Consider the following 26,273-nt stretch of genomic DNA (forward strand, 5'->3'; position numbering starts at 1 on the left):
CGCTTTCCCGGGCCGGCCTTCCCGGCCCGTTTTACACCCCAACCTTCAACTTCATTAGCAAACCTGTAAGGGATTACCATGTCTAATAAACCCGTTTTTCTGATGAACGCACTGGCCGGCCTTTCTCTGCTCGCCGGCTGCACCACACTGCCCGACGCAGAGCAGATCACCATCAAGCGTGACCAGCACGGCACCCCCCATATCTATGCCGACACCACCTATGGCCTGTTTTATGGCTACGGTTACGCCATTGCCCAGGATCGACTGTTCCAGCTGGAGATGGCCCGCCGCAGTGCCCAGGGCCGGGTGGCCGAGGTACTGGGCGAGGCGTTTCTGCCACTGGACATCAAGGTGCGCCAACACTACAACCCCCACGCTATTCGGGCCCAGCTGGATGCCCTGCCCGCCGCCGACCGGGATATCCTCAGTGGCTATGCCGCCGGCCTCAATCAGTGGCAGGCCAAAGTGCAACAAGATTCCGGCACCCTGATGCCCAAACAGTTTATCGACTACGGCTTTACCCCCGCGCCCTGGGACGAGTTTGATGTGGCCATGCTGTTTATCGGCTCCATGATCAACCGCTTTGGCGACTACAATACCGAACTGGAAAACCAGCAGCTACTGGCGGCGCTGGAACAGCAACATGGCCGGCCACAGGCACGGCAGCTGTTCGACACCCTCTTGCCCTACCTGAGTAAAGAGGCACCCGATACCATAACCGACGGCGACTGGTCTCCTGCCGGCCGCCAGGCCGTGGAGCGCCGGCTGACCGCCGGACTGACGTCCACTGCCCGGCAGGATGAAAGCCCGCTGCTGGCCATGCATACCCCGGGAGCGGGTCGGCACGGCACTCTGGACTGGGAAGGGTTTAACGAAGCGCCGTTCAGCAATATTCTGGTGCTGGGCAAGGACAAGACCCGGGACGCCAGCGCCGTGCTGATCAACGGCCCCCAATTCGGCTTCTATCAGCCCGCCTATACCTATTCCGTGGGCCTGCACGGTGCCGGTTATGACGTAGTTGGCAACTCCCCCACCGGCTATGCCATGGTGGAATTCGGCCACAATGGCCATATCAGCTGGGGCAGTACCTGGGGCGCCGGCGACAACGTGGACTTGTTCCGGCTGACCCTGAACCCGGACAACCCGGAGCAGTATCTGCACAAGGGCAAATACCTGCCGCTGGAGAAAGAGCAGCAAACCATCAAGGTGAAGGGCGAACCGGACAGCCAAATCACCCTGTACCGTTCCGTATACGGCCCGGTGGTGGAATACAAGCCCGAGGACGGCGTGGCCTACGCCAAACAGCGGGGCTGGGCCGGCAAGGAGGTATCCACCCTGATGGCCTGGAACAAGGTCAGCAAGGCGAAAAATCATCAGCAATGGCAGGAGCAGGTGGCGCACAGCGCCATCAACGTCAACTGGTATTATGCAGATCGGGACGGCAACATCGGTTATGCCCTGGGGGGCCATTATCCGGTGCGCCACCCGGGACAGGACGGCCGCCTGCCCACCCCGGGAGACGGCAGCGCCGACTGGCTGGGGCTGTATCCGTTTGATACCAACCCTCAGGTGTACAACCCCTCCAGCGGTTATATCGCCAACTGGAACAACCGTCCGGCTGACGGTTTCCCCAACCCGGATCAGTGGTGGTACAGCTGGAACACCATCGACAGAGTGCTGGAAATCAACAGCCGGGTAGAGGCCGTGGATCGGCTGACGCCGGAACAGGCCTGGGATCTGATGATGGAAGCCTCGCTGGCCGACCCCAATGCCCGCTTCTTCCTGCCCCGACTGATAGAGCTGGCCGCCGGTAGTGCCGAACCGCGCCTGCGCCAGGCCGCCCACCTGCTGGCCGACTGGGATTACCTGAACCGGGATGAAGACCAGGATGGCCGTTACGATCATGCCGGCTCCACCCTGTTCCGAGCCTGGCTGGCGGCGCTGCTGAAAGACACCTACCGGCCCCTGCTGTCCGATGCCCACCAACCCTGGTATACCGCCACCGGTTACGGCAACCCCGAAGGCGTGGTGGCCAACGGCTACAACATCAGCACCGGCACCAAGGCGCTGGGCGCCTGGCTCAACCGCAGCCTGGTGAAAACTGATCTGCTTTCCGGACGCGATGACGACGCTGTGCAACTCAACGCCCTGAAACAGGCCATCGACAGCCTGAGTCAGAAATACGGCCCCGACAGCAGCCAGTGGCTGGGCCAGGTCGATGTGCTGGAATTCGGCCACAAGAACTACATCGGTGTGCCCCAGGCCAACCCGGACGAGGCGGTGCGTACCCCCATCGCCATGAACCGGGGCACCGAAAACAACATGACAGTGTTCAATGGCAGCGAGGTCAAGGCCTATGAAGTGGCGGCCCCGGGCCAGTCCGGCTTTATCGCACCGGACGGCACGCCGTCTCCCCACTACCGGGATCAGCTGGATGACTTTATCGAGTTCCGCCTGAAGCCGGTGTGGCTTGACCGGGAAGAGGTGGCTGCCGCCAGCCAGAGCGATACCATGCTGACGATTGAACGTTAAAAAGCAGCACCATAACAACAAACAGCGGGCCTATGCCCGCTCTTTGTTGTTTCGTCCTGTACCTGTTTACGCTCGGCCTTTACGCCTTGTATTTAGGCAGGTAGTCCGCATCCTGGAACAGGCGTTTTCGATCCGGTTCCACCTCCTTGAGCGGATTGACCAGATGCATGCTGTCCAGGCAACGTCGGGTCAGGTCGATGTAGGTCTGGGTGCCCTGGCGCTTCCATTCAATCTCATCCGGGCGCAGCTCGCGCAACACCCGGGCCGGGGTACCGGCCACCAGTACCCGGGGAGGAATTTGCATCTCGGCCTTGACGAAGGAGTGGGCGGCGACAAAGCTGAACTCCCCCACCCGGGCACCGTCCATCACCACCGCATTCATGCCCACCAGGGCATGCTCCCCCACCTCGCAGCCGTGCAGTATGGCGCCATGCCCAACATGACCCCAGGGGCGGACCAGGGTGTCGGCCTCGGGAAACCCATGCATTACGCAGTTGTCCTGCACATTGGCGTTTTCCATTACATGAATGCGGCCAAAATCGCCCCGCAACGAGGCCAGCGGTCCTATATAACAGCCATGCTCGACAATGACATCGCCGATCAGCACGGCGGTGGGGTGTACATAGGCCCCCTCTTCCACCACGGGACGGATGCCGTCTATTTCATAGCAGTGCATCGTGTTACTCCATTAATAAAGATCTGATCGTTTTGTGAACTCGAGTACAGAGGCAACACAGCCGCCTCTTCTCACGCACCGAGCTGTCTGTCGACGAGGCCCCTCCTTGGCATCAGGGAGGATAAAGGCCGCAGCTCCATCGACCCTCCGCGCCAGGGATGGCGGGTGGAGCCCCCCTGGATGGGTTCACGGCGTGTCGGGGAAGCTGGCCGTTTGTCCAACCTCTGTTCAGAGCAAACAAACAGTTCAGTTGCTCAATCTGTTTGGTAGAAACGGTTATCGCCTCAAGCCACCAAAACGCCGGTAAAAGCCGGCATCGGCAGGAGGCAGCGGTCCTTCCGCCGTACGTCCCTTGTGCCAGAGATATTCCTCAGCCGCCTGATAAAGCAGGTTGTAGATATTGGCACACAGGGTCTGGGCCGCCAGGCCCGGCCAGCCCCTGGGCAACAGCGCCATCGGCAGGTGCGGGTCGCGCAACTGCACCCGACGGTAATGATGAATAAGCAGGGTGCGCAGCTGAAAGGCTTGCCCGGGATCCAGCTCCTTGCTGTCTTCCAGCAACGGCAGCAAGGGACGGTACAGTGCCAGGAATTCCTCATAACGCCGGCTGATGTCATCCAGTGGCCAGTTGACGCTGACCATGCGAGGCAAGGGCGGTGGCGACCCCAGATCCAGGGTACTGGCCTGAAACACCACCACCTGATCGCCCATGTCCAGTTCACGCAGCAGCTGCCGCAACTTGCCCTGATCCAGCCCCGGATACGCCATCAGGTTGGGCGCAATGCTGGCGCACCCCAGCCACTCCAGCTCTTTTTTCAGTTGTGTCTTGGCTTCCAGCTCTAACGAACTCAGCAGCACCAGATCCCACTGGCCGTCCCAGGCTTTCTGCCCCATGTCATAGATACGGGTTTCGGCCTGCTGGAAACGGTGTGCGCTGCGCTCGGTCACCCGATAGAAGCTCAACCGACCGATACGTTCCGAGCTCAGCCATTCGTCTTTAGCCAAACGAAATACCGAGGTGCGTACGAAGCGTTCGTTGAAGCCGAAATCGGTCAGCATTTCTATCAGGCTGGCCAGGCTGATACAGCCTCCGCGATGGGCGACGCTGTCGCCGAAAATGGTCATGATCAGTGAAGTACCACTGACGGTTTCGTAATCGAGGGCCTGCAGAATATACGCGTTTAGTCGGGAGTCCATGACGTGTTAATTACCAGATGATGTGAGTGTTCGGCTTGGTAGAACCAGCATTACACCCCGGTTAAACGACCGGCATCAAGCAAAAAGTGGCGTTTCCGCCACTTTTTCCTCAGTCCTTTCAGGCACTTTTGCGCAGATCAACCACCCGTACCGCCTTGCCTTCGGAGCGGGGCAATTGGCCTTCTGCCACTATGCTGATCTGGGTGGAAATACCGATCATCGCCTTGATGCGGTGCTTGATATGTTGTTCAAGCGAGCGCAGATCGGCATTGGCGTGATCATTGCGCAACTCCACCTTGACCCGCAGCGAGTCCAGATGACCGTGACGACTCACTTCCAGCTGATAATGAGGCGTCAGCTGGGGAAACTGGAACAGCTGCTCTTCCACCTGACTCGGGAACACGTTCACGCCGCGGATGATCAGCATGTCGTCGCTGCGACCGGTGATCTTGTCCATGCGCCGCATGGTGCGGGCCGAGCCCGGCAGCAGGCGGGTCAGATCCCGGGTGCGGTAGCGGATCACCGGCATGCCTTCCTTGGTGATGGTGGTGAATACCAGCTCGCCCAGCTCGCCATCGGCCTCGACGTCACCGCTATGGGCATCGATTATCTCTGGATAGAAGTGATCCTCCCAGATGGTGGGGCCATCCTTGCTTTCAAGACACTCCATGGCCACGCCCGGCCCCATGACTTCCGACAGGCCGTAGATATCCAGAGCATCTATCCCTAAGCGCTGCTCTATCTCGCTGCGCATGGCGTTGGTCCAGGGTTCGGCACCGAACACGCCCACCCGCAGGGAACACTTGCTGGCGTCGCCCATCTGCTTTTCCAGCTCGTCGATGATGTTCAGGCAATAGGAGGGGGTCACCATAATGCCGTCGGGCTGGAAGTCCTGGATCAGCTGGGCCTGCTTCTCGGTCTGGCCGCCGGACATGGGGATAACCGCCGCACCCAGGCGCTCGGCACCATAGTGGGCACCCATACCGCCGGTGAACAGGCCGTATCCATAGGAAATATGGATCTTGTCCTTGTTGCTCAGGCCGCCGGCACGCAGGGAGCGTGCCACCACATCGGCCCAGATATCGATGTCCTTCTGGGTGTAACCCACCACGGTCGGCTTGCCGGTGGTACCGGACGAAGCGTGCAGCCGCACTATCTGGTCCATGGGCACGGCAAACAGGCCGAAGGGGTAGTTGTCGCGCAGATCCTGCTTGGTGGTGAACGGAAACTTGTTCAGATCCTCCAGTGTCTTGCAATCGGACGGGTGCACGCCGGCCTCGTCAAACTTGCGCTTGTACATGGGTACATTTTCATAGGCGTGGTACAGGGTCTTCTGCAGCCGCGCCAGTTGCAGCGAGCGCAGTTCGTCAATAGACGCAGTTTCGATATGATCCAGTTGAGTTGTCATGAGTGCCTCCTCCCTTTGGCTTGATTCAGTCGATATTTTCCACGATCAGCGCGACACCCTGGCCAACGCCGACACACATGGTGCACAGACCATAGCGGCCATGGGTGCGTTTCAGTTCATTGACCGCCGCCATCACCAGCCGCACACCGCTCATGCCCAAGGGGTGCCCTAGGGAAATGGCACCGCCGTTGGGATTGACCCGGGCGTCGTCATCCTGCAGGCCCAGCTCGCGCAGTACCGCCAGCGCCTGGGAAGCAAAGGCTTCGTTGAGCTCGATAACATCCATCTGCGCCAGGGACAGGCCGGTTTTCTCCAGTACCGAGCGTACCGCAGGCACCGGGCCTATGCCCATGTATTTCGGTTCGACCCCGGCGCTGGCCATGGCCAGGATGCGCGCCTTCGGCGTCAGGCCATAGTCGGCCACCGCCTGGCCACTGGCCAGCAGGGTACAGGCGGCGCCATCGTTGACGCCCGAGGCATTGCCGGCGGTTACCGAGCCACCGGCCCGGAACGGGGTCGGCAACCGGCTCAGATCCGCCAGACTTGTCTCGGGCCGCGGATGTTCATCCCGGCTCACTTCGGTCACCTTGCCCTTGCGGCCCGGGATCACCACAGGCACCATGCCCTCGGCCAGGATGCCGGACCGGTGCGCCAGCTCGGTTTTCTGCTGGCTGCGCAGGGCAAATCTATCCTGATCTTCCCGGCTGATATTGAACCGCTCGGCCACGTTCTCGGCAGTTTCCGGCATGGAATCGGTGCCATACTGCTGCTGCATCTTCGGGTTGATAAAACGCCAGCCGATGGTGGTGTCATGGACCTCGTTGGCCCGGCTGAAGGCGCCGGTGGCCTTGGGCATCACGAAAGGCGCACGGGACATGGACTCGGCCCCGCCGGCCAGCACCAGCTGGGCTTCACCGGCCTTGATGGCACGGGCGCCAAAACCGATGGCGTCCAGGCCGGAGCCGCACAGGCGGTTGACGGTGGTGCCCGGTACCGTTGTGGGCAGGCCAGCCAGCAGGGCAGCCATACGTGCCAGGTTACGGTTGTCTTCGCCTGCCTGGTTGGCGCAGCCCATGATCACTTCGTCTATTTTGTCCCAGGGCAGTTGTGGGTTGTTTTCCATCAGATGGCGCAGCGGGATGGCCGCCAGATCGTCGGCCCGCACCGAGCTCAGGCCACCGCCGTAGCGGCCCACCGGCGTTCTGACCATGTCGCACAGATAAGCATCAGTCATTGTTTTCTTCCTTTAAAATGGTTCCCTTGACCTGATAGGAGCGCCCCCGGAACAGGGCCAGCGTTTCTCCTGCTTCGTTTTCCAGTACCACGTCGTAGGTGCCGGTGCGTCCGCCCCGGTGCAATTCACGGGCTCGGGCCCGCAGAAACTCGCCGGCAAAGGCGGGCTTGAGGTAATCGATGGTGCATCCCTGGCCTATGGTTACCTTGTTGTAGCCGTTGCAGGCAAAGGCAAAGGCCGAGTCGGCAAAGGTGAACAGGATACCGCCCTGTATGCTGCCATGGCCATTGAGCATCCAGGGTTCAACGCGCATGGTCAGAACGGCAGTGCCGGCGGCCACGCTTTCTATTTCCATACCCAGATGCCGGGTACAGGGATCCTTGGCAAACATGGCTTCGGCGCATTGTTGGGCCAGGATGTCGTTGAGCTGCTGGCTCATGCGGCTGCCTCCATACTCGCCCAGTGGCGCAGGATCAGGGAGGGACGGTATTTTTCTTCACCGTACAGGGCCTTGAGGTTATCGAGCAGGGTCACCAGCCGCTGGTAGCCCACCTCTGCTCCCCAAGCCACAGGGCCCTTGGGATAGTTGACACCAAAACGCATCGCCAAGTCGATATCCTCGGCGCTGGCCACCCGGTGCAGGCAGGCTTCCGCCGCCTCGTTGACCAGCATGGCCAGGGTACGCAGCACCAGCCCCCCCGGATGATCCGACAGCAATACCACGGTTTTGTCCAGGCTCTGGAAGAAGCCGGCCACGGCGGCCACCTGCTGCTCGGTGCAGCATGCGGATACCCCCAGGCCAACATGGCTGACGGCGTCATAGTCATCGGCCCAGTCCAGCGCCATGGCGGCCTGGCCCGGGTGGCGCAGGGCACAGCTCTGACCGTCGGTCAGCTCGACGCGCACGCCATCGATCAACAGTGCCGGGCTGCCGTCACTTCGTTCCACCTTGCCCGGATATCGGGCCATCAGGGCCTCGGCACCCCTGAGGGCGGACCAGTCTCCGACCACCACCACCTGGGCGGGCGCCTGGCCGGCCGGCGCAGGCTGTGCCTCAAGTACTGCCTTACCATTCTCGTAGGCAAAGAAGCCCCGTCCGCTCTTGCGGCCGAAACGCCCCGCATCCACCAGGGCCTGCTGCACCAGTGACGGGCGATAGCGCGGCTCGTGATGGAAGGCACGATACACGCTCGCACTCACCGCATAGTTCACATCCTGGCCAATCAGGTCGGTTAGCTCGCAGGCTCCCATGGGGAAGCCGGCGCTGCGCATCAGGGTATCCAGCACCTCGGGCGTCGCCACCCCTTCCTGCAGAGCCCGCAGAGTCTCGCCATAATAGGGCCGGGCAATACGGTTGACGATAAAGCCCGGGGTCGAGCTGGCATGCACCGCCACCTTGCCCCAGCTCCTGGCCAGGTCCAGCAGGGTATCGCGCACCGTGGCCAGGGTCGCCAGGCCGGAGATGACCTCGACCAGTTTCATCACCGGTGCCGGGTTAAAGAAGTGCAGACCGGCCAGCCGCTCTGGGCGGGACAGGGCCGCGCCGATGGCGGTGATGGAGATAGAAGAGGTATTGGACGCCAGTATGCACCGCTCACCGCAGATGCCTTCCAACTCGGCGAACAGCTGCTGCTTGATGTCCAGTCGTTCGATAATCGCCTCGATAACCAGGCTGGCGCCGGCTAGCTCGCTCAGGCTCTCGGCCGGGCGAATGCGGCTGCGCAGCGCGCTTGCGTCCTGTTCGCTCAGCTTGCCACGGGCAACCCGACTGGCCAGGCGACTGGCAAAGTCGTCCAGGGCTCGAGCGGTCTGGTCCGGGTTGGCGTCATACAAAAGTACCGGATGACCAGCCTGGGCCGCGACTTGGGCGATGCCCAGGCCCATGGTGCCAGCACCGATCACCGCCACTTCGTCTATGCGGAAGTTCGTTGTCATGTTAACGGCCCTTGTATTCGGGGGTACGTTTGTTGAGGAAGGCGTCAACCCCTTCCCGGTAATCTTCACTGCGGCCGGCCAGTCGCTGCAGGTCCCGCTCCAGCTCCAGCTGTTCATCCAGGCTGTTGTCGGCGGCGCTGTTGATGGCCTGCTTGATAAGCCCCAGACCATAGGTGGGCTGGCGGGACAACTGCTGGGCCTGCTGCATGGCTTCGCTTTGCAGCTGGTCATCTTCCACCACTTGCCAGATCATGCCCATTTCCCGGGCCTGCTCGGCGCTGACCTTGTCACCCCGCAGGGTCAGCGCCAGGGCACGGGCCCGGCCGACCAGGCGCGGCAACAACCAGGTACCACCGGAATCGGGCACCAGGCCCAGCCGGCAGAATGCCTGGATAAAGGAGGCGCTGCGGGCGGCAATCACGATGTCGCAGGCCAGGGCGATATTGGCGCCGGCGCCGGCGGCCACGCCGTTCACCGCACAGATCACCGGCTTGGGCATGCCGGTGATGCGCTTGATCAGCGGGTTGTAGTAACGGTCGATGGACTGGCCCAGATCCGGCGCTATCTCACCGCTGTTGACGGCACGATCACCCAGATCCTGGCCGGCACAAAAGCCGCGGCCGTTGCCGGTCATCAGGATGGCGCGCACTTCCGGGTTGTTCTCCCAGGCCTTGAGCACGGCGGCCACTTCCTGGTGCATGAGCTCGTTAAAGCTGTTGAGCTGGGCCGGACGGTTCAGCACCAGCACGCCGACGGCGCCTTCCTGGTAACATTCGATATGTTGGTATTCCATTATTTCCCCCGGTAGTGCGGTGCACGTTTTTCCAGGAAGGCATTGATGCCTTCGTTTCTGTCTTCGGTGCCGGCCAGCCAGACAAAGGCCTGACGTTCCTGACGCAAACCCTGACTCAGACTGGTTTCCTGGCAGGCCTTGATGGCGGCCTTGGCGGCCTGTACCGCCAGCGGGGCCTGGACGGCAATCTGCCGGGCCAGCTTGAACGCATATTCATCGGTCAGCGCAGGTACGCACAGTTGGCTGACCAGCCCCAGTTCATAAGCCCGCTCAGCGGTCACCGGCTCGCCGGTGAGCACCATCTTCATCGCCGTCTGCTGGCCAATCTGGCGGCTCAGCCGCTGGGTTCCGCCGGCGCCGGGCATGATGCCCAGTTTTATTTCCGGCAGACCCAGCAGGGCACCCTTGCCAGCCACCACCAGGTCGCAGTGCAACACCAGCTCCAGGCCGGCCCCCAGGGCGTAACCATTGACGGCGGCAATCAGCGGCTTGCCGAACTCGTCGATGCACCGCCACAAGGCGGGACGCTCGTCCTGCTGCAGGCCAACCGCATCCAGGTGACGCATTTCTTCCAGATCGGCGCCGGCGGCGAAGCAGCGCGGGTTACCCTGGATAACCACGGACCTGACCTCGGGGTTGCCGGCGGCATCCGCCAGTACTTCGCCGATTTCACGCAGGGTCTGGTTACGCAGCGCATTGCGCCGTGCGGGCCGGTTGAGGGTGATGGTCAAGACACCGGCGTCGACCGGGCTGACCAAAATATCCTGACAGTTCATCCTTCTTCCTCAGTCGTCGAAGCTGATGCGCACCGCACCGCTCCTGGGGCGGGCCTGACAGCTCAGTACATAACCAGCGTCCAGCTCGTCCTGCTCCAGGCTGTAGTTGAGTGTCATGTCGACCTCGCCTTCCAGTACCTTGCACTTGCAGGTGGCGCAGACGCCGCCCTTGCAGGCATAAGGCAGATCGGCACCGGCAGTGAGGGCCGCATCCAGGATACTGTCGTCTTCCGGCCGCACCTCTATCTGCATTGCCCGGCCATCGAGGATGATACTGACTTCCCCCTGGCTGCGGCTGGCACGCTGTTCGGCACTGAGCGGACGAGTCGGGCCTGTGTTGAAACGTTCGCTATGCAGCCGCTCGCGGGCCAGGCCGAATTCCGGCAGCACCAGCTCGACCGCATTCATCATTTCTTCAGGGCCACAGGCAAAGCAGTGGTCAACGTCAGCAGACAGCAGTTGGTATTCGAGCAGGGCACGGATCTTGGCCTCGTCCAGACGGCCGTTGAGGATTTCGCTCTCGCCCTGCTCCCGGCTGAAGATGCAGACAAACTGAAAGCGGCTCGGATAGGCGTCTTTCAGATCGGCCAGCTCGTCGGCAAACATGGTCTGACCCCAGCTGCGGTTGCCGTACACCAGGGTGAAACTGGCATCTGGCTGGCTTGCGAGCAGAGTCTTGACGATGGACAGCAGGGGGGTAATGCCACTGCCGGCGGCAAAGCCCAGGTAGCGGCCCCCCCCCAGTTTTTCGGCCTGCTGAAAAAACACGCCCTGGGGCGGCATGACATCCAGCACATCGCCGGGCCTGAGGTTGTCGTTGACCCAATTGGAAAAACGGCCGTCGGGAATACGCTTGACCGCTATGGTCAAGTCTTCATGGCCCTCCCGGCTGCAGATGGAGTAGCAGCGGCGCAGCTCTTCACCCTCATGCAGATGCTTGAGGGTCAGGTGCTGGCCGGGCTTGAACCGAAAACGGCGCTGGTTGTCACCGTCCAGCTCGAAGGAGATGGCGATGGCATCCCGGGTCTGCTCTTGTACGGATTTAACCCGCAACGAATAAAACTGATTCATGACTTTGCTCCCTGTGCGGTTGAGGGCTAAATGCACTTGAAATAATCAAAAGGCTCAAGACAGTCCCGGCACTGGTATTGTGCCTTGCAGGCGGTCGAGCCAAATTCGCTGATCAAACGGGTATGCCCGCTCCCGCATTGCGGACAGGGCACCCCATCGGTGGGTATCAGGTGCTGCCCGCAAGCCGGACCCTGGGGCGGTGCTATACCATATTCCCTCAGCTTGCGTTTGCCGTCGGCGCTCATCCAGTCAGTGGTCCAGGCTTCGGACAAATCCAGCTGCACCCGGGCCGGGCCCAGTCCGGCGTTGTCGAGGGCAGCGAGGATGTCCGCCTCCAGCATATCGGTGGCCGGACAACCGCTGTAGGTGGGCGTCAGGCGGATACACAGGCTGCCGTCTGTCGCCGCGTTCACGCCCCGGATCATGCCCAGGTCGGTGACCGATAAGGCCGGTATCTCGGGATCGGTCACGGTTTTAAGCACATCCCAGCTACGGGGAATACGAGGGTCGCTAATCTGCACCTGAAACCTCCTTACCAGCTCATGTTCGGATAGCTGCGCTGCAGGGTCTGCATTTCTGCCAACAGGTAGCCCAGATGCTCGGTGTGCAGGCCCTGCTTGCCTCCCTGGCGATAGGCCGCCTGTTCGGGCAGGGTCAGTTCTGCCTGTCGGGCCTGTTCGGCGATCCGGCTGGCCCATAGCGGCGCCAGCTCTGCCAGACTGGGGATAATACCGGCGTCGGCCAGGGTGCCTTCCACCTCGTCGGACACGAACAGTTCACCGGTAAAACGCCACAACTCGTCGATGGCTGCCTGGGTGCGCCGCGCACTTTCTTCGGTGCCCTGCCCCAATCGCTGGATCCAGCCACTGGAAAAACGCAGGTGGTAATTCGCCTCTTTCAGGGACTTGACCCCGAAGGCGGCCAGCGGTGCGTAATCAGACTTGCTCAGCTCGGTAAACAGCAGCTGGTGGTAATGATCCATGAACCACTGGCGGACCAGGGTCTGGGCAAAGTCGCCGTTGGGCTGTTCGCACAACAGCAGGTTCCTGAACTCCCGCTCGTCGCGATGATAGGCCAGCTGGTCTTCATCTCGTCCCTGACCTTCCACTTCGCCGGCCAGAGTCAGCAGGGTGCGCGCCTGACCCAGGCAATCCAGGCCAATATTGGCCAGGGCGATGTCCAGCTCCAGCTCGGGCGCATGGCCACACCACTCCGACAGGCGATGGGACAATACCAGCTGGCTGTCGCCCAGACGCAGCAGATAGTTAAACAGCGAATCTTGTAATGCCTTGTCCATGACGCCTCCTACATATGGCCTATGCCGTCTGGGATGGTGTAAAACGTCGGGTGGCGGTACACCTTGTCGTCGGCGGGCTCAAAAAAAGCCTCCTTGTCACCCGGCTGACTGGCGGTGATAAGCTCAGACTTGACCACCCAGATGCTGACGCCTTCACGGCGACGGGTGTAGGCGTCACGGGCATTTTCCAGCGCCATGGTCTCATCCGCAGCCCTCAGGCTGCCCACATGGCGGTGATGCAGACCCTGCTTGCTGCGGATAAATACTTCAAATAACGGCCATTGATTGGTTTTCATATTCTCTCTCCTTAGGCGGCTTGCTGATGGCGGGCGGCATAGGCACTGGCGGCTTCACGCACCCAACGGCCTTCTTCCCAGGCCTTGCGACGGGCGTTGATCCGCTCGTGGTTGCACGGGCCCTGGCCGGCGACCACCGCATAGAATTCATCCCAGTTGATCTCGCCAAATTCGTAATGGCCGGTTTCTTCGTTCCACTTCAGATCCGGATCCGGCACGGTCAGGCCGAGGGCTTCTACCTGGGGCACAGTGTTGTCGACAAATTTCTGGCGCAGTTCATCGTTGCTGAAACGCTTGATGTTCCAGGCCATGCTCTGGGCCGAATTGGGCGAATCATCATCACAGGGGCCAAACATGGTTAGCACCGGCCACCAGAAGCGGTTGACCGCATCCTGAGCCATCTGCTTCTGCACCTCGGTGCCGCCCGCCAACGCCATCATGGCCTCAAAGCCCTGGCGCTGATGGAAGCTTTCTTCTTTGCACACCCGCACCATGGCGCGAGCATAGGGTCCATAGGAGGCGCGGCACAGGGCCACCTGGTTGACGATGGCAGCACCATCGACCAGCCAGCCGATGGCAGCCACATCGGCCCAGCTGAGGGTGGGATAGTTAAAGATGGAGGAGTATTTCATCTTGCCGTTAATCAGCTTCTCCACCATGTCGTTCCGATCGGCGCCCAGGGTTTCTGCAGCGCTGTACAGGTAAAGGGCGTGACCCGCTTCATCCTGCACCTTGGCCAGCAACACCGCCTTGCGGCGCAGGGTCGGCGCCCTCGTTATCCAGTTGCCTTCCGGCAGCATACCCACCACTTCGGAATGGGCATGCTGACCAATCTGACGGATCAGGGTCTTGCGGTATGCCTCGGGCATCCAGTCCCTGGGCTCTATGCTGATCTCGGCCGCGATAGTCTGATCAAACTTCGCCTGTTGTTCTGCGTTTTCCACTACTCAGCCTCCAATACCAATTAGTGCAACATTTAAAAAACATGAGGCCAAGTTAATATGACACGATATTAATTTCAAACCATTTTTTTATGAATCATATTTATTATTTAGTGTTTTACAATGAAAACAAATGGTTAACTATAAAAATAGTGTTCACTCCCTGCTTGCTCACACAGGGAGCATTGACAACAAGCCAAAATAAAAACAAATTATGTAACACCCATTTGTTAAAACCACACTTTGATGTGTCACGTTAAGAGAGAGAAGAACCCATGGAAAAGCTGCAAAGCTATGTGGCCGGCCAATGGCAGGCGGGTAGCGGAGAAGGTCGCCTGGTCAGACATGCCGTGACCGGCGAAGCCCTGTATGAAGTGACCAGCGAAGGCCTAGATATGACGGCCACGCTGGATTTCGCCCGCCAGGGAGGCAAGCAACTGGCGGCCATGAGCTTTCACCAGCGGGCCCTGATGCTGAAGAATCTGGCAAGTCATCTGGCGGCACAGAAAGAAGACTTCTACGAGCTATCCACCGCCACCGGTGCCACCCGCAAGGACAGCTGGATCGACATCGAAGGCGGTTTTGCCACCCTCTTTACCTATTCCAGCCTGGTACGTCGTGAACTAAGTGACGAGCGCATCCTGGTAGAGGACGACTGGATCCCCCTGTCCCGCAGGGGCGGCTTCGGTGCGCGCCATGTCCTGACCCCCAAGCCCGGTGTGGCCGTGCATATCAACGCCTTCAATTTCCCGGTATGGGGTATGCTGGAAAAACTGGCTCCCACCCTGCTGGCGGGTATGCCGGCCATTATCAAACCCGCCACCGATGGCGCCCAACTGGCCCAGGCCGTGGTCAAGTCGGCCGTCGAGTCCGGCATACTGCCCGCCGGCGCCCTGCAGATCATCTGCGGCGGCGTCAACAACCTGCTGGATCTGCTGGGCCCCCAGGATGTGGCCACCTTCACCGGCTCGGCCCACACCGGTCAGACCCTGCGCGCCCACCCCAACTTCAACCACCGGTCCGTGCCCTTCACCATGGAAGCGGACTCGGTCAACAGCGCCATCCTCGCCGAGGGTGCCGATGACGACGCCATCAGGCTGTTTGTGCGGGAAGTCATGCGGGAAATGACCACCAAGGCCGGTCAAAAATGTACTGCTATTCGCCGCGCCTTTGTGCCCCGCGCCCTGCTGGACCGGGTAAAAGACGCGCTGCTGGCCCGTCTGGGCAAGGTAGTGCTCGGCGATCCGGCCATAGAAGGGGTAACCATGGGCCCGCTGGCCAGCCTGCGCCAGCTAAAAGACGTCTCTGAGCGTGTCGCGCTGCTGTCGACCCAGGCCGAGATCCTGTGCGGTGGCCATCTTGTGCCCTTCGAAGTGCTGGCCGACACCCCGGATGCCGGCGCCTTCTATCCGCCGACCCTGCTGCTGTGCAACCAGCCGAAAGAAAGCCCGGCTGTACACAACACCGAAGCCTTTGGCCCCGTCTGTACCCTGCTCCCCTACGACTCCGAAGACGAGTTGGTCGAGCTGGTAGCCCTCGGCGAAGGCAGCCTGGTGGCCTCGGTGGTATTCGAGGCCGGCCAGGATGTATCCGGGCTGATTGGCCGACTCGGCCCCTGGCATGGCCGCCTGCACCTGCTGGATCCGATCAGTGCCGAAGAAAGCACCGGCCACGGTTCACCCCTGCCCCACCTGGTGCACGGCGGTCCCGGCCGCGCCGGGGGTGGCCAAGAGCTGGGCGGCCTGCGCGCAGTCAAACACTACATGCAACGCACCGCCATCCAGGCTTCACCTGGCGCCATGAGCCAGGTCACCCACAGCTGGAACACGGGGGCGCCAGTGGTTACCGACCGGGTTCATCCATTCCGCAAGTACTTCGACGAGCTGGCCATCGGTGAGCAGCTGAAAACGGCCCGCCGCACCGTGACCGAAGCCGATATTGTCAATTTCGGCTGCCTGAGCGGGGACCACTTCTATGCTCACATGGACAAGATCGCCGCCGCCGAGTCCCTGTTCGGCGAGCGGGTTGCCCACGGTTATTTCGTAGTCTCCGCCGCAGCCGGCTTGTTCGTGGATGCAGCACCGGGCCCGGTGATCGCCAACTACGGCATGGAAGGATTACGCTTTATCGAGCCGGTGAAGATTGGCGACACCATACAGGTGGAGCTTACCTGCAAGCAGAAGACCCGCAAGCCCAGACGCAATCCGGAAGACCTGCCCCAGGGCGTGGTGGTCTGGGATATCAAGGTCAAAAACCAGCGCGATGAACTGGTAGCCAGCTACGATATCCTGACCCTGGTCGAAGCCAGGGATTAAAAGAAACCGGGAGCAGGGAAACGGATTGAGTATTCCTGCTACTCCCGACTCCCAGCTCTCCCATTAACGGTTTCCCTGTCGAGTGGCCGACGATCCCAGGACATAGTCGGGACACTTTTAATGCCGGTCTGGATGACCGGCATTTTTTTGCTGGCGAGCCGAGCAAGCTGAATGACTGCTCCCATTTGTGCTATAGAAATCAGGCTCGAACGCAGACTCGCCGTGAAGCCAGCTGATGTTACTCCTGCTGCAAATATTCACCGGATGTTCAGCCAGTCGTAAAACCAGGTGCAGGCAGCACGCTGCGCCATGGGGGCACCGCAGCGCCATCTGACCGCCAGGGTCGCGGAGGCTCTCGTTATTGAATCCTGACATCGGCGCAAGGCCACTCCTCCCCATTCATGTTTAGCATTTTCAAACTGAACATTGAAACAGCATGATTTTTCAAACATTCCATCTTGTTCACACTGCCGATATCAACCAAACCGTGAAACAGCCCATAGCGATAGTGTGAGGGAAAGCAAAGATGAATAGCCATGAATTAGCCGCCCACTGGATGCCCTTTACCCCCAATAAAGCCTTCAAGGCGAGCCCCCGCATGCTGGTCGGTGCCCAGGGCATGTACTGGACCACGGACCAGCAGCGCCAGGTACTGGATATGACCGCCGGCTTGTGGTGCTGTAATGCCGGACACGGTCACCCCCACATTGCCGAAACCATAGCACAACAGGCTAAAACGCTGGACTATGCGCCCTGCTTCGGTTTTGGCCATCCCCTCTCCTTCAGCCTGTCCGATCGGCTGGCGGCGCTGGCGCCGGGTAAACTGAACAAGGTGTTCTACACCAACTCGGGATCCGAATCGGTTGAAACCGCCCTGAAGATGGCGCTGGCCTATCATCAGGCCCAGGGCAAGGGCGGCAAGCAGATTTTTATCGGTCGTGAACGCGGTTATCACGGGGTGAACTTCGGTGGCATCGCCGTCGGCGGCATCACCAACAACTACAAGGCCTTTGGTCAGTGGTTGCCGACCGACCACCTGCCCCACACCCTGGATCTGCAGCGCAACGCTTTTTCCCGCGGTTTGCCAGCCCATGGCGTGGAAAAAGCGGATGAATTGGAGCGGCTGATCGCCTTGCATGACGCCAGCCGCATCGCGGCGGTGATCATTGAGCCGATTACCGGTGCCGGCGGCGTATTGCCGCCCCCGGTCGGCTATCTGAAGCGCATCCGCGAAATATGCGATCGCCACGATATCCTGTTGATCTTCGACGAGGTGATCTGTGGTTTTGGACGTACCGGCAATGTCTTTGCCAGCCAAACCTTCGAAGTGACCCCCGATATCATCACCACCGCCAAGGGCCTGACCAATGGCGCCGCGCCCATGGGCGCAGTACTGGCCCATGAGGATATTTATCAGGCCATAGTGGACAATGCCGCGTCCGGGGTGGAGTTTTTCCATGGCTATACCTATTCGGCCCATCCGCTGGCCTGTGCCGCCGCCATGGCCACCCTGGACATCTATGAGCAGGAGGGGCTCTATCATAGGGGCGCCGAACAGGGGGAGCTGGCCCGCTACTTTGAACAGGGCCTGCACAGCCTGAAAGATCTGCCCGGCGTGATCGACATTCGCAATTACTCGATGATTGCCGCGGTGGAGTTTGAGCCCCAGCCGGAAAAGGTCGGGATCAGCGGGGGACAGGTACAAACCAGGGCCTGGGACCATGGCATGATGCTGCGCTCGTTGGGCGACGCCATCGCCATGTCCCCTCCGCTTATTATTGAAAAGTCACATATCGACGACGCCATCGGTATCCTGGAGTTGTCCATCCGCCAGCAATTCGGCTGACAGTCAGAAAAGGCATACTGGTAAACAAAGCGGGTTGCCAGTCGACTCTGTTGCTGCGAGACAGCTTGCGGCAACGGAGCATGATGACATTAACAATCAGTGAGTTATCACCGGATGATGGTAAGCGGATCGAACAGGGTGGGCATGGTAATCCCTTTGTGGATGATGAAAAATAAAGCATGAATGAAAAAAGCCAGGCTGATCCTGACAAGGATCAGCCTGGCTGACCGACTTTCATGTATTTACCGATGCGGCCTGTTTATTGTCGATGACCATCTTTGCATGTTGGCATAATAGCGGAATTAGGCGACCAATTTTTCCAGCGCGCTTTGAGCCTGGCTCAGTTCAGCCTGTTGTGCTTCCTCTCCCATGGCCAGGGCCTCGGCATAGATAAATTCCACCTCGGTAATGCCGATAAAGCCCAGTATGGTCTGCATATAAGGGGTAATAAGATCGGTCGGCTTGTCTTTGTGCAGGCCGCCACGGGTGGTGATCACCACCGCCTTCTTGCCGGTCATCAGACCTTGCGGCCCCTGCTCCGTGTACTTGAAGGTCACACCGGCACGACAGACAAGATCGATCCAGGCTTTCAGCTGTACCGGAATATGAAAGTTGTACATGGGAGCAGCAATCACCAGGGTGTCGGCCGCCCGCAATTCTTCAACCAGCTGATCAGACAGGGCCAGGATATTTTGCTGATGCTGACTCAGCCCCTCTCCCCCACGTATCGCCGATACGGCTGCGCCATCGAGAAGTGGTAAAGGATGGGCGGCCAGATCACGGATCTGCGGCTGCTGGCCATCTTTACTGCCGGCACGCTCAACCATAAAGTCAATTAATTTTGCTGATTGAGAGAAGTCACCCAGGATGCTGGATTTCAGTATCAAAGTACGTGTCATGTAGCTCTCCAGTATGTGTTATCCAATTGATAAACATGCTCAATTGTTTGAAAACTGGTTAAACCAGAACAGGCTTAACCCGATGACAAAACTGTACAGGAGTACCAAAAAACAAGAAATTGGAAAAAGAAGGACAAGACCGTCAAATATTTTGAATAACCTGACCGCGGAAGATGACGTTTACGATAACGTAAAGAATTTTGTCTGAATATTACAAAAAGAAAACCCTCGCAAGCGAGGGTAAAACAAACGGAAACGTGCTTAAACAGAGCTATGCATCTTTACCTAACAAGTTGCTAAATCGGCTGGAGCAAGTTGACTAGACCTTGATGCCCTTCCAATCTATCCGTGCTGAGAAGTGAAGTCAATGTAAAAAAATCACAAAACCAACAACTGAACAACAAACCACCACCAACCTTACATTAACGTTAGCGCAAGGAGAAAAACCTACAATTTTACGAAAAAATCAACACAATAATCCTGTGAGCCGTCATCTCATCCGGTCACCGGAGGTGGTATCGATCCACTTCACTCCAGTCTAACAACATTATGTTGCAGTGCGGTTACAAGGCGGCCCGGGGTTAAGCTTGGCCAAGGGAATCATTGCTACTTTAAGTCACCCCTAATAAAGACTCGTTCGAGAACAGCTTATAAATGCGAGCAGTGTAGCAAAACGTTTGAAATCACTAGTATTAATCAGGCAAAAAGAAAAAAACCTGACTAACCTTATTAGTAAAGTATGAGCTACGTGATGAAATGTGTGTGCGCAAGACCCTGTCTTTGATTGTGAAAAGACCGGTGATTTAAGGGGGATTGGTTATGGGAATTTTTGAGCATTATCAAACGCGCTATGAAAAAGCCAAGGAAGAAGAGTATAGCCTGCAGGAATTCCTCGAAATGTGTCGTGAGGATAAGGCCTGCTACGCATCAGCATCCGAACGCCTGTTGATGGCCATCGGCGAGCCGGAAATGATAGATACGGCTCAGGTGCCCAGGTATAGCCGCCTGTTTTCAAACCGGGTCATTGCCCGCTATCCGGCATTCTCCGAATTTTACGGCATGGAGGACAGTATTGAACAGATAGTGTCCTACCTTAAACATGCCGCCCAGGGCCTGGAAGAAAAGAAACAAATCCTCTACCTGTTGGGTCCGGTAGGCGGCGGTAAGTCTTCACTGGCTGAACGACTCAAATCTCTGATGCAGAAGGTACCTATCTACCGACTGAAAGATTCGCCGGTCAATGACCACCCATTTTGCCTGTTCGATCTGGATGAAGACGGGCCGGTAGTAGAGAAAGAATACGGCATACCGCGCCGCTACCTGAGACCCATCATGTCCCCATGGGCAGTGAAGCGGCTGCATGAGTATGGCGGTGATATCACCCGCTTCAAGGTAGAAAAGATATACCCCTCCATTCTGGATCAGATCGCCATATCCAAAACCGAGCCCGGTGACGACAACAACCAGGATATTTCCTCGCTGGTCGGTAAGGTGGATATCCGCCAACTGGAACACTATTCACAGGACGATGCCGACGCCTATTCCTTCTCCGGTTCCCTCTGTAAGTCCAACCAGGGCCTGATGGAATTCGTGGAAATGTTCAAGGCCCCGATCAAGGTGCTGCACCCCTTGCTGACGGCTACCCAGGAAGGTAACTATAACAGTACCGAAGGCCTGTCCGCCCTCCCCTTCGAGGGCATCATACTGGCTCACTCGAACGAGTCTGAATGGCAGCATTTCAAAAACAACAAGAACAACGAGGCATTCCTGGACCGGGTGTATATCGTCAAGGTGCCCTACTGCCTGCGGGTCACCGAAGAGGTTGAAATCTACAAAAAGCTGCTGTTGAACAGTGAGCTGTCCCATGCCAAGTGTGCTCCCGGCACGCTGGAAACCCTGGGGCAATTTACCGTGCTGTCACGGCTTAAGGAACCGGAGAACTCCAGCATCTACTCCAAGATGCGGGTCTACGACGGTGAAAGCCTTAAAGATACGGATCCCAAGGCCAAGTCGTATCAGGAATACCGCGACTATGCAGGGGTTGATGAAGGCATGAGCGGCCTATCTACCCGTTTTGCCTTCAAGATACTGTCGCGGGTCTTCAACTTCGACCACGCGGAGGTCGCCGCCAACCCGGTCCACCTCTTCTATGTGCTCGAACAACAAATTGAGCGGGAACAGTTCCCCCAGGAGACCCATGACCGTTACCTGGAATTTATCAAGGGCTACCTGATCCCCAAATATGTCGAGTTTATCGGCAAGGAAATCCAGACCGCCTATCTCGAGTCCTACTCCGAATACGGGCAGAACATCTTTGATCGTTATGTCATCTATGCGGATTTCTGGATTCAGGATCAGGAATACCGGGATCCCGAAACCGGTCAGCTGTTCGACCGTGCGGCGCTGAACGCCGAGCTGGAAAAAATCGAGAAACCGGCCGGGATCAGCAATCCCAAAGACTTCCGTAATGAAATCGTCAACTTCGTACTGCGCGCCAGGGCCAACAATGCGGGTAAGAATCCCAACTGGACCAGCTACGAAAAACTCAGGACCGTTATCGAGAAGAAAATGTTCTCCAATACCGAGGAGCTGCTGCCGGTTATTTCCTTCAACGCCAAAACCAGTGCCGATGAGCAGAAAAAACATGACGACTTTGTCGCGCGCATGATGGAAAAGGGCTATACCCGCAAACAAGTACGACTGTTGTCCGAATGGTACCTCAGGGTACGGAAATCAAGCTGATCACAGCTCACACTCGTTGGGGGGATTATGGCGCATTTCATCGATAGACGGTTAAACGGACGGAACAAGAGTGCTGTCAACCGGCAGCGCTTTATCCGCCGCTATAAACAACAACTCAAGAAGGCGGTGTCAGACGCCGTCTTGAAGCGCAGCATCCAGGATATCGACAAGGGTGAGAGTGTCTCCATTCCCACCCGGGATATTTCGGAGCCCATCTTCCATCAAACCAAAGGAGGAAAGCGCGAGCAAGTCCATCCGGGCAACGATCAGTTTATCACCGGCGATCGGGTAGATCGCCCCCTCGGCGGAGGGGGATCGGGGAGCGGAAAGGGTGATGCCAGCAATCAGGGTGAGGGCCAGGACGACTTCGTCTTTCAGATATCCAAGGACGAGTACCTTGACCTGCTGTTTGATGGCCTGGAGCTGCCCAACCTGGAAAAAAACAAGCTCAATAAAATCAGTGAAATGAAAACCTTCAGGGCCGGCTATACCTCAGATGGTGTACCCAACAATATCAACATCATACGTTCATTACGCCAGTCCCTGGCCCGCCGTACCGCCTTGCAGGCGGGCAAGAAAAAGACGGTAGAGCAACTGGAGCAGGAACTGGCCGAGCTCAGCAAACGGCCCGCGGTAAACTACGCCCGTATTCAGGAGGTAGAAGATGAAATAAGCGAGCTCAAACGTCGCATTGAGGCGGTCCCCTTTATCGATACCTTCGATCTGCGTTTTAATAACTTTGTAAAACGTCCCATTCCCTCTACCCAGGCGGTCATGTTTTGCCTGATGGATGTGTCCGGCTCCATGGATCAGGCCACCAAGGACATGGCTAAACGCTTTTATCTGCTGCTGTACCTGTTTCTGACCCGGACCTACAAAAACGTAGACCTGGTGTTTATCCGCCACCACACCCAGGCCAAAGAGGTAGACGAGCAGGAATTCTTTTACTCCCAGGAAACCGGCGGCACCATAGTATCCAGCGCCTTGCAGATGATGAAAGAGGTGATGCAGTCTCGTTATCCGACGGATCAATGGAATATTTACGCCGCCCAGGCCTCCGATGGTGACAACTGGGCCGATGACTCTCCCCTGTGCCGGCAGTTGCTGCATAACGATATTATGCCGTTCGTACGTTATTACGCCTATATCGAGATTACCAATCGGGCCCACCAGACCCTCTGGCACGAATATGAAACAGTGGCACGCGGCTTTCCCAATTTCGCCATGGAGCATATTCGTACCCTTGAGGATATTTATCCCGTGTTCCGGGAGCTTTTCAAGAAACAAGCGGCATGAGGTGGCTATGGAGCAAATCTTGAGTAAGGTGAAGCCCCTGAGTGATGGTCCGGACTGGACCTTCGAGCTGCTCGAAGCCTACCATCAGGAAATTTCCCGGGTAGCCAGAGGCTACGGGCTTAACACCTACCCCAATCAGATAGAAATCATCATGGGCGAGCAGATGATGGATGCCTATTCCAGTATCGGCATGCCCATTGGCTACCATCACTGGTCCTATGGCAAGAAATTCATCCAGACCGAGCAAAACTACAAACGCGGCCAGATGGGCCTGGCCTATGAAATCGTCATCAACTCGAATCCCTGTATAGCCTATCTGATGGAAGAAAATACCCTGCCCATGCAGGCACTGGTCATCGCCCATGCCTGCTATGGTCATAACTCCTTCTTCAAAAACAATTATTTGTTCAAGACCTGGACCGATGCCGAATCCATTATCGACTATCTGTTGTTTGCGAAACATTATGTTAATGAATGCGAGGAAAAATACGGCGTCAGTGAGGTCGAGGCCATCCTGGACAGCTGTCATGCACTGATGAATTACGGGGTGGATCGCTACAAGCGACCACAAAAACTGTCACTGGCCGAGGAAAAACGCCGGCAAAAAGCACGGGAAGCCTACCTGCAGACCCAGGTCAACGAACTGTGGCGTACCCTGCCCCGAATTGATGACAGCAAACAGGTCAAGAAACGCCGTTATCCCCAGGAGCCGGAAGAAAATATTCTGTACTTTATCGAGAAACACGCTCCCCTGCTCGAACCCTGGCAGCGTGAGATAGTGCGTATCGTCCGCAAGATCAGCCAGTATTTTTACCCGCAAAAGCAAACCCAGGTGATGAACGAAGGCTGGGCGACCTTCTGGCATTACACCATTACCCAGCATCTGTACGACGAAGGCCTGGTTACCGACCGCTTTATGATGGAGGTATTGCACAGCCATACCAACGTTATCTACCAACCCCCCTATAACAGCCGCTATTACTCGGGCATCAACCCCTATGCCCTGGGTTTTGCCATGTTCCAGGACTTGCGGCGGATCTGTGAACATCCCACCGCCGAAGACAAGGCCTGGTTTCCCGATATCGCCGGCTCTGACTGGGTAAAAACCCTGCACTTTGCCATGGAAAACTTCAAGGACGAAAGCTTTATCAGCCAGTTTCTGTCACCCAAGCTGATGAGGGATTTTCACTTCTTTGCGGTTGCCGATGATGACACCCGAAACTACCTGGAGATCTCGGCCATTCACGATGAGCTGGGCTACCGCCAGCTGAGGCAGACCCTCTCCAACCAATACAACCTGTCTAATCTGGAGCCCAATATCCAGGTGTATAACGTGGCCGTAAAAGGTGATCGATCCCTCACACTGCGTTATGTGCCCCATAACCGTATCCCCCTGGCGGACTCACGTCACGAGGTACTCAAACATGTGCATCGTTTGTGGGGCTTCGACGTGATCCTGGAGCAGGAGGAGCCTGACGGAAACGCCAGTATCATAGGTCGTTGCCCTGAGATATCGGCATCGGATATCTGAACCTACCCTGCCTCCGCCCGGAGGCGGGGTGACATCAGTTTTGTACCAGACCTTCCGGCATATGCTCACGCATTTCATGCCACAGCTTGCCCGAGGCCTTGCCATACTCACGAACCAGGCTCGCCACATCATCGGGGCGCTCGGCATCAGCCAGCTCGGCCAGGGTCAGATAATAATTTCTTGCCAGCAGGCGGGACTGGGCAGACGAGAAGTAGTAGCGGCCGACCCGGCAATACAGACCCTTGAAGCCATTTAATATCAGTGCATAGATAGGGTTGCCAGAAGCAAAGGCCAACTGATGATGGAACTCATAATCAAAGGCGGCAAAAGCATAGGCTTCATCATCCAAATCAGCCAGCGGCTGAACAGCCTCGATGACCTTTTCGGGGGCATTCTTGACCGCGGCACGAATAAAGATACTACTGATATGGGTACGGGCAGACAGCAGTTGCTCAATCAGTTCAGGCACCTTTTCTTCGTCCAGACGCGCCAGGGTTTCCAGAATATTCAATCCCGAGGTTTCCCAGAAATTGTTGACCCGGGTTGGTTTGCCATGTTGTATGGTCAACCAGCCGTCCCGTGCCAGACGCTGCAGGACTTCCCGCAGGGTTGTTCTGGTGACACCGATTAGCTCAGACAACTCGCGTTCGGCAGGCAATATGGATCCCGGCGGGAAACGGCTATTCCAGATCGACTCTATGATATATTCTTCTGCGAAACTGGCAGGGCTTTGCGCCTTTATGACCATGTAACCACTCTGTTAAAATTGTTATGCTTGATAAAATTGGCAACGATAATAACAGAGCGGACCAGTTCCTAACAAGTGCAACCGGGCCGCAAGGCAATTTGACCGTCCGCCGGCACTTCTTTCTCTATATGGGGTAAGTATGCTGTATTCTTTTTCCCGCTCACGTGTTGCCTGGGCCCTGCTCACCCTGGGCGCCACCCTGTTATTGATAACGGCACTGTTTTTTCAGTATGTTCAGGGCTATCAGCCCTGTGTGATGTGTGTCTACCAGAGGGCTGCCCTGCTCGGCGTGCTCCTTGCGGGCCTGCTCGGCTGGCTGAATCCGGCTCATCTGTGGCTGCGCTCAGGCGCCTTGCTGCTATGGTTGGCCTCATCGGTTGAAGGCTTGCTGCTGGCCCGCGAGCATGTGGGCTATCAGCTCAATCCGTCCCCTTTCAATGTCTGCACCAGCTTTGCCGAGTTTCCAACCTGGCTACCACTGGATCGCTGGCTCCCCTGGCTGTTCAATCCTACCGGTGACTGCGCAAGCATCGACTGGTCCTGGCTCGGCTGGAGCATGCCCCAATGGTTGTTCGGCATCTATGCCCTGCTGACGGGCCTGGCGACGCTGTTTATCCTGATACAACTGACAGGCAGGCACAGCGCCAAACGCATCAGGAATTATACCAAACAGATTAAATAATTGATCTATCTGGTTGCTCTGCACAGGCAGGAGGAGCTCACAGAGATGCGTTTCCGCG

At 57.9% G+C, this 26,273-nt stretch carries 22 protein-coding genes; 7 read left to right on the forward strand and 15 right to left on the reverse strand.

Annotation, left to right across the window (positions count from 1 at the left end; all coding sequences use genetic code 11):
* Nucleotides 1-78 precede the first annotated feature (78 nt).
* Nucleotides 79-2,532: a penicillin acylase family protein gene (locus DCS96_RS04895; protein WP_116473204.1), complete on the forward strand. Its 2,454-nt coding sequence runs from the start codon at nucleotides 79-81 to the stop codon at nucleotides 2,530-2,532.
* 79 nt (nucleotides 2,533-2,611) lie between these two features.
* Here DCS96_RS04895 and DCS96_RS04900 read toward each other — a convergent pair whose 3' ends face one another.
* The 13 genes from DCS96_RS04900 to paaA form a co-directional block, all read right to left on the reverse strand.
* Nucleotides 2,612-3,208 (reverse strand): phenylacetic acid degradation protein PaaY, encoded by a 597-nt coding sequence (locus tag DCS96_RS04900; protein WP_116473205.1) that lies wholly within the window; start codon nucleotides 3,206-3,208, stop codon nucleotides 2,612-2,614.
* A gap of 276 nt (nucleotides 3,209-3,484) precedes the next feature.
* Entirely contained in the window at nucleotides 3,485-4,405 is a 921-nt protein-coding gene (paaX, locus tag DCS96_RS04905; RefSeq protein ID WP_116473206.1) for a phenylacetic acid degradation operon negative regulatory protein PaaX, read from the reverse strand.
* A 118-nt stretch (nucleotides 4,406-4,523) separates the two neighbouring features.
* The gene (paaK, locus tag DCS96_RS04910; protein ID WP_116473207.1) at nucleotides 4,524-5,813 is read right to left on the reverse strand and encodes a phenylacetate--CoA ligase PaaK; all 1,290 of its coding nucleotides are present in this window, start codon (nucleotides 5,811-5,813) and stop codon (nucleotides 4,524-4,526) included.
* A gap of 25 nt (nucleotides 5,814-5,838) precedes the next feature.
* A complete protein-coding gene (pcaF, locus tag DCS96_RS04915; protein ID WP_116473208.1) occupies nucleotides 5,839-7,047 on the reverse strand; it encodes a 3-oxoadipyl-CoA thiolase in 1,209 nt (402 codons plus the stop codon).
* The gene (gene paaI / locus DCS96_RS04920) at nucleotides 7,040-7,486 is read right to left on the reverse strand and encodes a hydroxyphenylacetyl-CoA thioesterase PaaI (protein WP_116473209.1); all 447 of its coding nucleotides are present in this window, start codon (nucleotides 7,484-7,486) and stop codon (nucleotides 7,040-7,042) included. Before paaI ends, pcaF begins: the two co-directional genes overlap by 8 nt.
* Entirely contained in the window at nucleotides 7,483-8,982 is a 1,500-nt protein-coding gene (locus DCS96_RS04925; RefSeq protein ID WP_116473210.1) for a 3-hydroxyacyl-CoA dehydrogenase, read from the reverse strand. Before DCS96_RS04925 ends, paaI begins: the two co-directional genes overlap by 4 nt.
* 1 nt (nucleotide 8,983) lies before the next feature.
* Nucleotides 8,984-9,775 (reverse strand): 2-(1,2-epoxy-1,2-dihydrophenyl)acetyl-CoA isomerase PaaG, encoded by a 792-nt coding sequence (gene paaG, locus DCS96_RS04930; protein ID WP_116473211.1) that lies wholly within the window; start codon nucleotides 9,773-9,775, stop codon nucleotides 8,984-8,986.
* On the reverse strand, nucleotides 9,775-10,551 hold the full coding sequence (locus DCS96_RS04935; RefSeq protein WP_116473212.1) for an enoyl-CoA hydratase-related protein: 777 nt from the start codon (nucleotides 10,549-10,551) through the stop codon (nucleotides 9,775-9,777). The genes paaG and DCS96_RS04935 overlap by 1 nt, the downstream gene beginning before the upstream one ends.
* A 9-nt stretch (nucleotides 10,552-10,560) precedes the next feature.
* Entirely contained in the window at nucleotides 10,561-11,622 is a 1,062-nt protein-coding gene (gene paaE / locus DCS96_RS04940) for a 1,2-phenylacetyl-CoA epoxidase subunit PaaE (RefSeq protein ID WP_116473213.1), read from the reverse strand.
* Between the two features lie 26 nt (nucleotides 11,623-11,648).
* Nucleotides 11,649-12,143, reverse strand: a complete 495-nt coding sequence (gene paaD / locus DCS96_RS04945) for a 1,2-phenylacetyl-CoA epoxidase subunit PaaD (protein ID WP_116473214.1) — start codon at nucleotides 12,141-12,143, stop codon at nucleotides 11,649-11,651.
* An 11-nt stretch (nucleotides 12,144-12,154) separates the two neighbouring features.
* Nucleotides 12,155-12,919, reverse strand: coding sequence for a 1,2-phenylacetyl-CoA epoxidase subunit PaaC (gene paaC / locus DCS96_RS04950; protein WP_116473215.1), 765 nt, complete (start codon nucleotides 12,917-12,919; stop codon nucleotides 12,155-12,157).
* Between the two features lie 8 nt (nucleotides 12,920-12,927).
* Complete coding sequence (gene paaB, locus DCS96_RS04955) at nucleotides 12,928-13,215, reverse strand: 1,2-phenylacetyl-CoA epoxidase subunit PaaB (RefSeq protein ID WP_116473216.1); 288 nt, start codon at nucleotides 13,213-13,215, stop codon at nucleotides 12,928-12,930.
* Between the two features lie 11 nt (nucleotides 13,216-13,226).
* Complete coding sequence (paaA, locus tag DCS96_RS04960) at nucleotides 13,227-14,159, reverse strand: 1,2-phenylacetyl-CoA epoxidase subunit PaaA (protein WP_116473217.1); 933 nt, start codon at nucleotides 14,157-14,159, stop codon at nucleotides 13,227-13,229.
* A 272-nt stretch (nucleotides 14,160-14,431) separates the two neighbouring features.
* Here paaA and paaZ point away from each other — a divergent pair, with 272 nt between their 5' ends.
* The gene (gene paaZ / locus DCS96_RS04965) at nucleotides 14,432-16,471 is read left to right on the forward strand and encodes a phenylacetic acid degradation bifunctional protein PaaZ (RefSeq protein ID WP_116473218.1); all 2,040 of its coding nucleotides are present in this window, start codon (nucleotides 14,432-14,434) and stop codon (nucleotides 16,469-16,471) included.
* 526 nt (nucleotides 16,472-16,997) lie between these two features.
* Nucleotides 16,998-18,317, forward strand: coding sequence for an aspartate aminotransferase family protein (locus DCS96_RS04970; protein WP_116473219.1), 1,320 nt, complete (start codon nucleotides 16,998-17,000; stop codon nucleotides 18,315-18,317).
* Between the two features lie 302 nt (nucleotides 18,318-18,619).
* On the opposite strand, the gene DCS96_RS04975 is transcribed toward DCS96_RS04970, so the two are convergent.
* Nucleotides 18,620-19,216 (reverse strand): FMN-dependent NADH-azoreductase, encoded by a 597-nt coding sequence (locus tag DCS96_RS04975; protein WP_116473220.1) that lies wholly within the window; start codon nucleotides 19,214-19,216, stop codon nucleotides 18,620-18,622.
* An 819-nt stretch (nucleotides 19,217-20,035) separates the two neighbouring features.
* Here DCS96_RS04975 and DCS96_RS04980 point away from each other — a divergent pair.
* Genes DCS96_RS04980 through DCS96_RS04990 form a run of 3 tightly spaced genes read left to right on the forward strand, consistent with a single transcriptional unit; the run spans nucleotide 20,036 to nucleotide 24,785 of the window.
* Entirely contained in the window at nucleotides 20,036-21,958 is a 1,923-nt protein-coding gene (locus DCS96_RS04980) for a PrkA family serine protein kinase (RefSeq protein WP_116473221.1), read from the forward strand.
* A 27-nt stretch (nucleotides 21,959-21,985) separates the two neighbouring features.
* The gene (locus DCS96_RS04985; RefSeq protein ID WP_116473222.1) at nucleotides 21,986-23,254 is read left to right on the forward strand and encodes a YeaH/YhbH family protein; all 1,269 of its coding nucleotides are present in this window, start codon (nucleotides 21,986-21,988) and stop codon (nucleotides 23,252-23,254) included.
* A 7-nt stretch (nucleotides 23,255-23,261) separates the two neighbouring features.
* A complete protein-coding gene (locus tag DCS96_RS04990; protein WP_116473223.1) occupies nucleotides 23,262-24,785 on the forward strand; it encodes a SpoVR family protein in 1,524 nt (507 codons plus the stop codon).
* A gap of 34 nt (nucleotides 24,786-24,819) precedes the next feature.
* Here the strand turns inward: DCS96_RS04990 and fadR are convergent, their stop codons facing one another.
* Nucleotides 24,820-25,533: a fatty acid metabolism transcriptional regulator FadR gene (gene fadR / locus DCS96_RS04995; protein WP_116473224.1), complete on the reverse strand. Its 714-nt coding sequence runs from the start codon at nucleotides 25,531-25,533 to the stop codon at nucleotides 24,820-24,822.
* A 139-nt stretch (nucleotides 25,534-25,672) separates the two neighbouring features.
* On the opposite strand from fadR, the gene dsbB reads away from it, so the two are divergent.
* Complete coding sequence (gene dsbB, locus DCS96_RS05000) at nucleotides 25,673-26,215, forward strand: disulfide bond formation protein DsbB (protein WP_116473225.1); 543 nt, start codon at nucleotides 25,673-25,675, stop codon at nucleotides 26,213-26,215.
* Nucleotides 26,216-26,273: the final 58 nt, after the last annotated feature.

It is taken from the genome of Zobellella maritima, assembly GCF_003075035.1.
Lineage (GTDB): Bacteria > Pseudomonadota > Gammaproteobacteria > Enterobacterales > Aeromonadaceae > Oceanimonas > Oceanimonas maritima.

Coding starts and splice junctions, on each gene's coding strand:
- paaB (WP_116473216.1), bottom strand. CDS start 13,215: ATGAAAACCAATCAATGGCCGTTATTTGAAGTATTTATCCGCAGCAAG.
- DCS96_RS04990 (WP_116473223.1), top strand. CDS start 23,262: ATGGAGCAAATCTTGAGTAAGGTGAAGCCCCTGAGTGATGGTCCGGAC.
- DCS96_RS04900 (WP_116473205.1), bottom strand. CDS start 3,208: ATGCACTGCTATGAAATAGACGGCATCCGTCCCGTGGTGGAAGAGGGG.
- dsbB (WP_116473225.1), top strand. CDS start 25,673: ATGCTGTATTCTTTTTCCCGCTCACGTGTTGCCTGGGCCCTGCTCACC.
- paaC (WP_116473215.1), bottom strand. CDS start 12,919: ATGGACAAGGCATTACAAGATTCGCTGTTTAACTATCTGCTGCGTCTG.
- DCS96_RS04970 (WP_116473219.1), top strand. CDS start 16,998: ATGAATAGCCATGAATTAGCCGCCCACTGGATGCCCTTTACCCCCAAT.
- paaZ (WP_116473218.1), top strand. CDS start 14,432: ATGGAAAAGCTGCAAAGCTATGTGGCCGGCCAATGGCAGGCGGGTAGC.
- DCS96_RS04975 (WP_116473220.1), bottom strand. CDS start 19,216: ATGACACGTACTTTGATACTGAAATCCAGCATCCTGGGTGACTTCTCT.
- paaI (WP_116473209.1), bottom strand. CDS start 7,486: ATGAGCCAGCAGCTCAACGACATCCTGGCCCAACAATGCGCCGAAGCC.
- paaK (WP_116473207.1), bottom strand. CDS start 5,813: ATGACAACTCAACTGGATCATATCGAAACTGCGTCTATTGACGAACTG.
- DCS96_RS04980 (WP_116473221.1), top strand. CDS start 20,036: ATGGGAATTTTTGAGCATTATCAAACGCGCTATGAAAAAGCCAAGGAA.
- DCS96_RS04985 (WP_116473222.1), top strand. CDS start 21,986: ATGGCGCATTTCATCGATAGACGGTTAAACGGACGGAACAAGAGTGCT.
- paaE (WP_116473213.1), bottom strand. CDS start 11,622: ATGAATCAGTTTTATTCGTTGCGGGTTAAATCCGTACAAGAGCAGACC.
- fadR (WP_116473224.1), bottom strand. CDS start 25,533: ATGGTCATAAAGGCGCAAAGCCCTGCCAGTTTCGCAGAAGAATATATC.
- paaG (WP_116473211.1), bottom strand. CDS start 9,775: ATGGAATACCAACATATCGAATGTTACCAGGAAGGCGCCGTCGGCGTG.
- DCS96_RS04895 (WP_116473204.1), top strand. CDS start 79: ATGTCTAATAAACCCGTTTTTCTGATGAACGCACTGGCCGGCCTTTCT.
- DCS96_RS04925 (WP_116473210.1), bottom strand. CDS start 8,982: ATGACAACGAACTTCCGCATAGACGAAGTGGCGGTGATCGGTGCTGGC.
- DCS96_RS04935 (WP_116473212.1), bottom strand. CDS start 10,551: ATGAACTGTCAGGATATTTTGGTCAGCCCGGTCGACGCCGGTGTCTTG.
- paaX (WP_116473206.1), bottom strand. CDS start 4,405: ATGGACTCCCGACTAAACGCGTATATTCTGCAGGCCCTCGATTACGAA.
- pcaF (WP_116473208.1), bottom strand. CDS start 7,047: ATGACTGATGCTTATCTGTGCGACATGGTCAGAACGCCGGTGGGCCGC.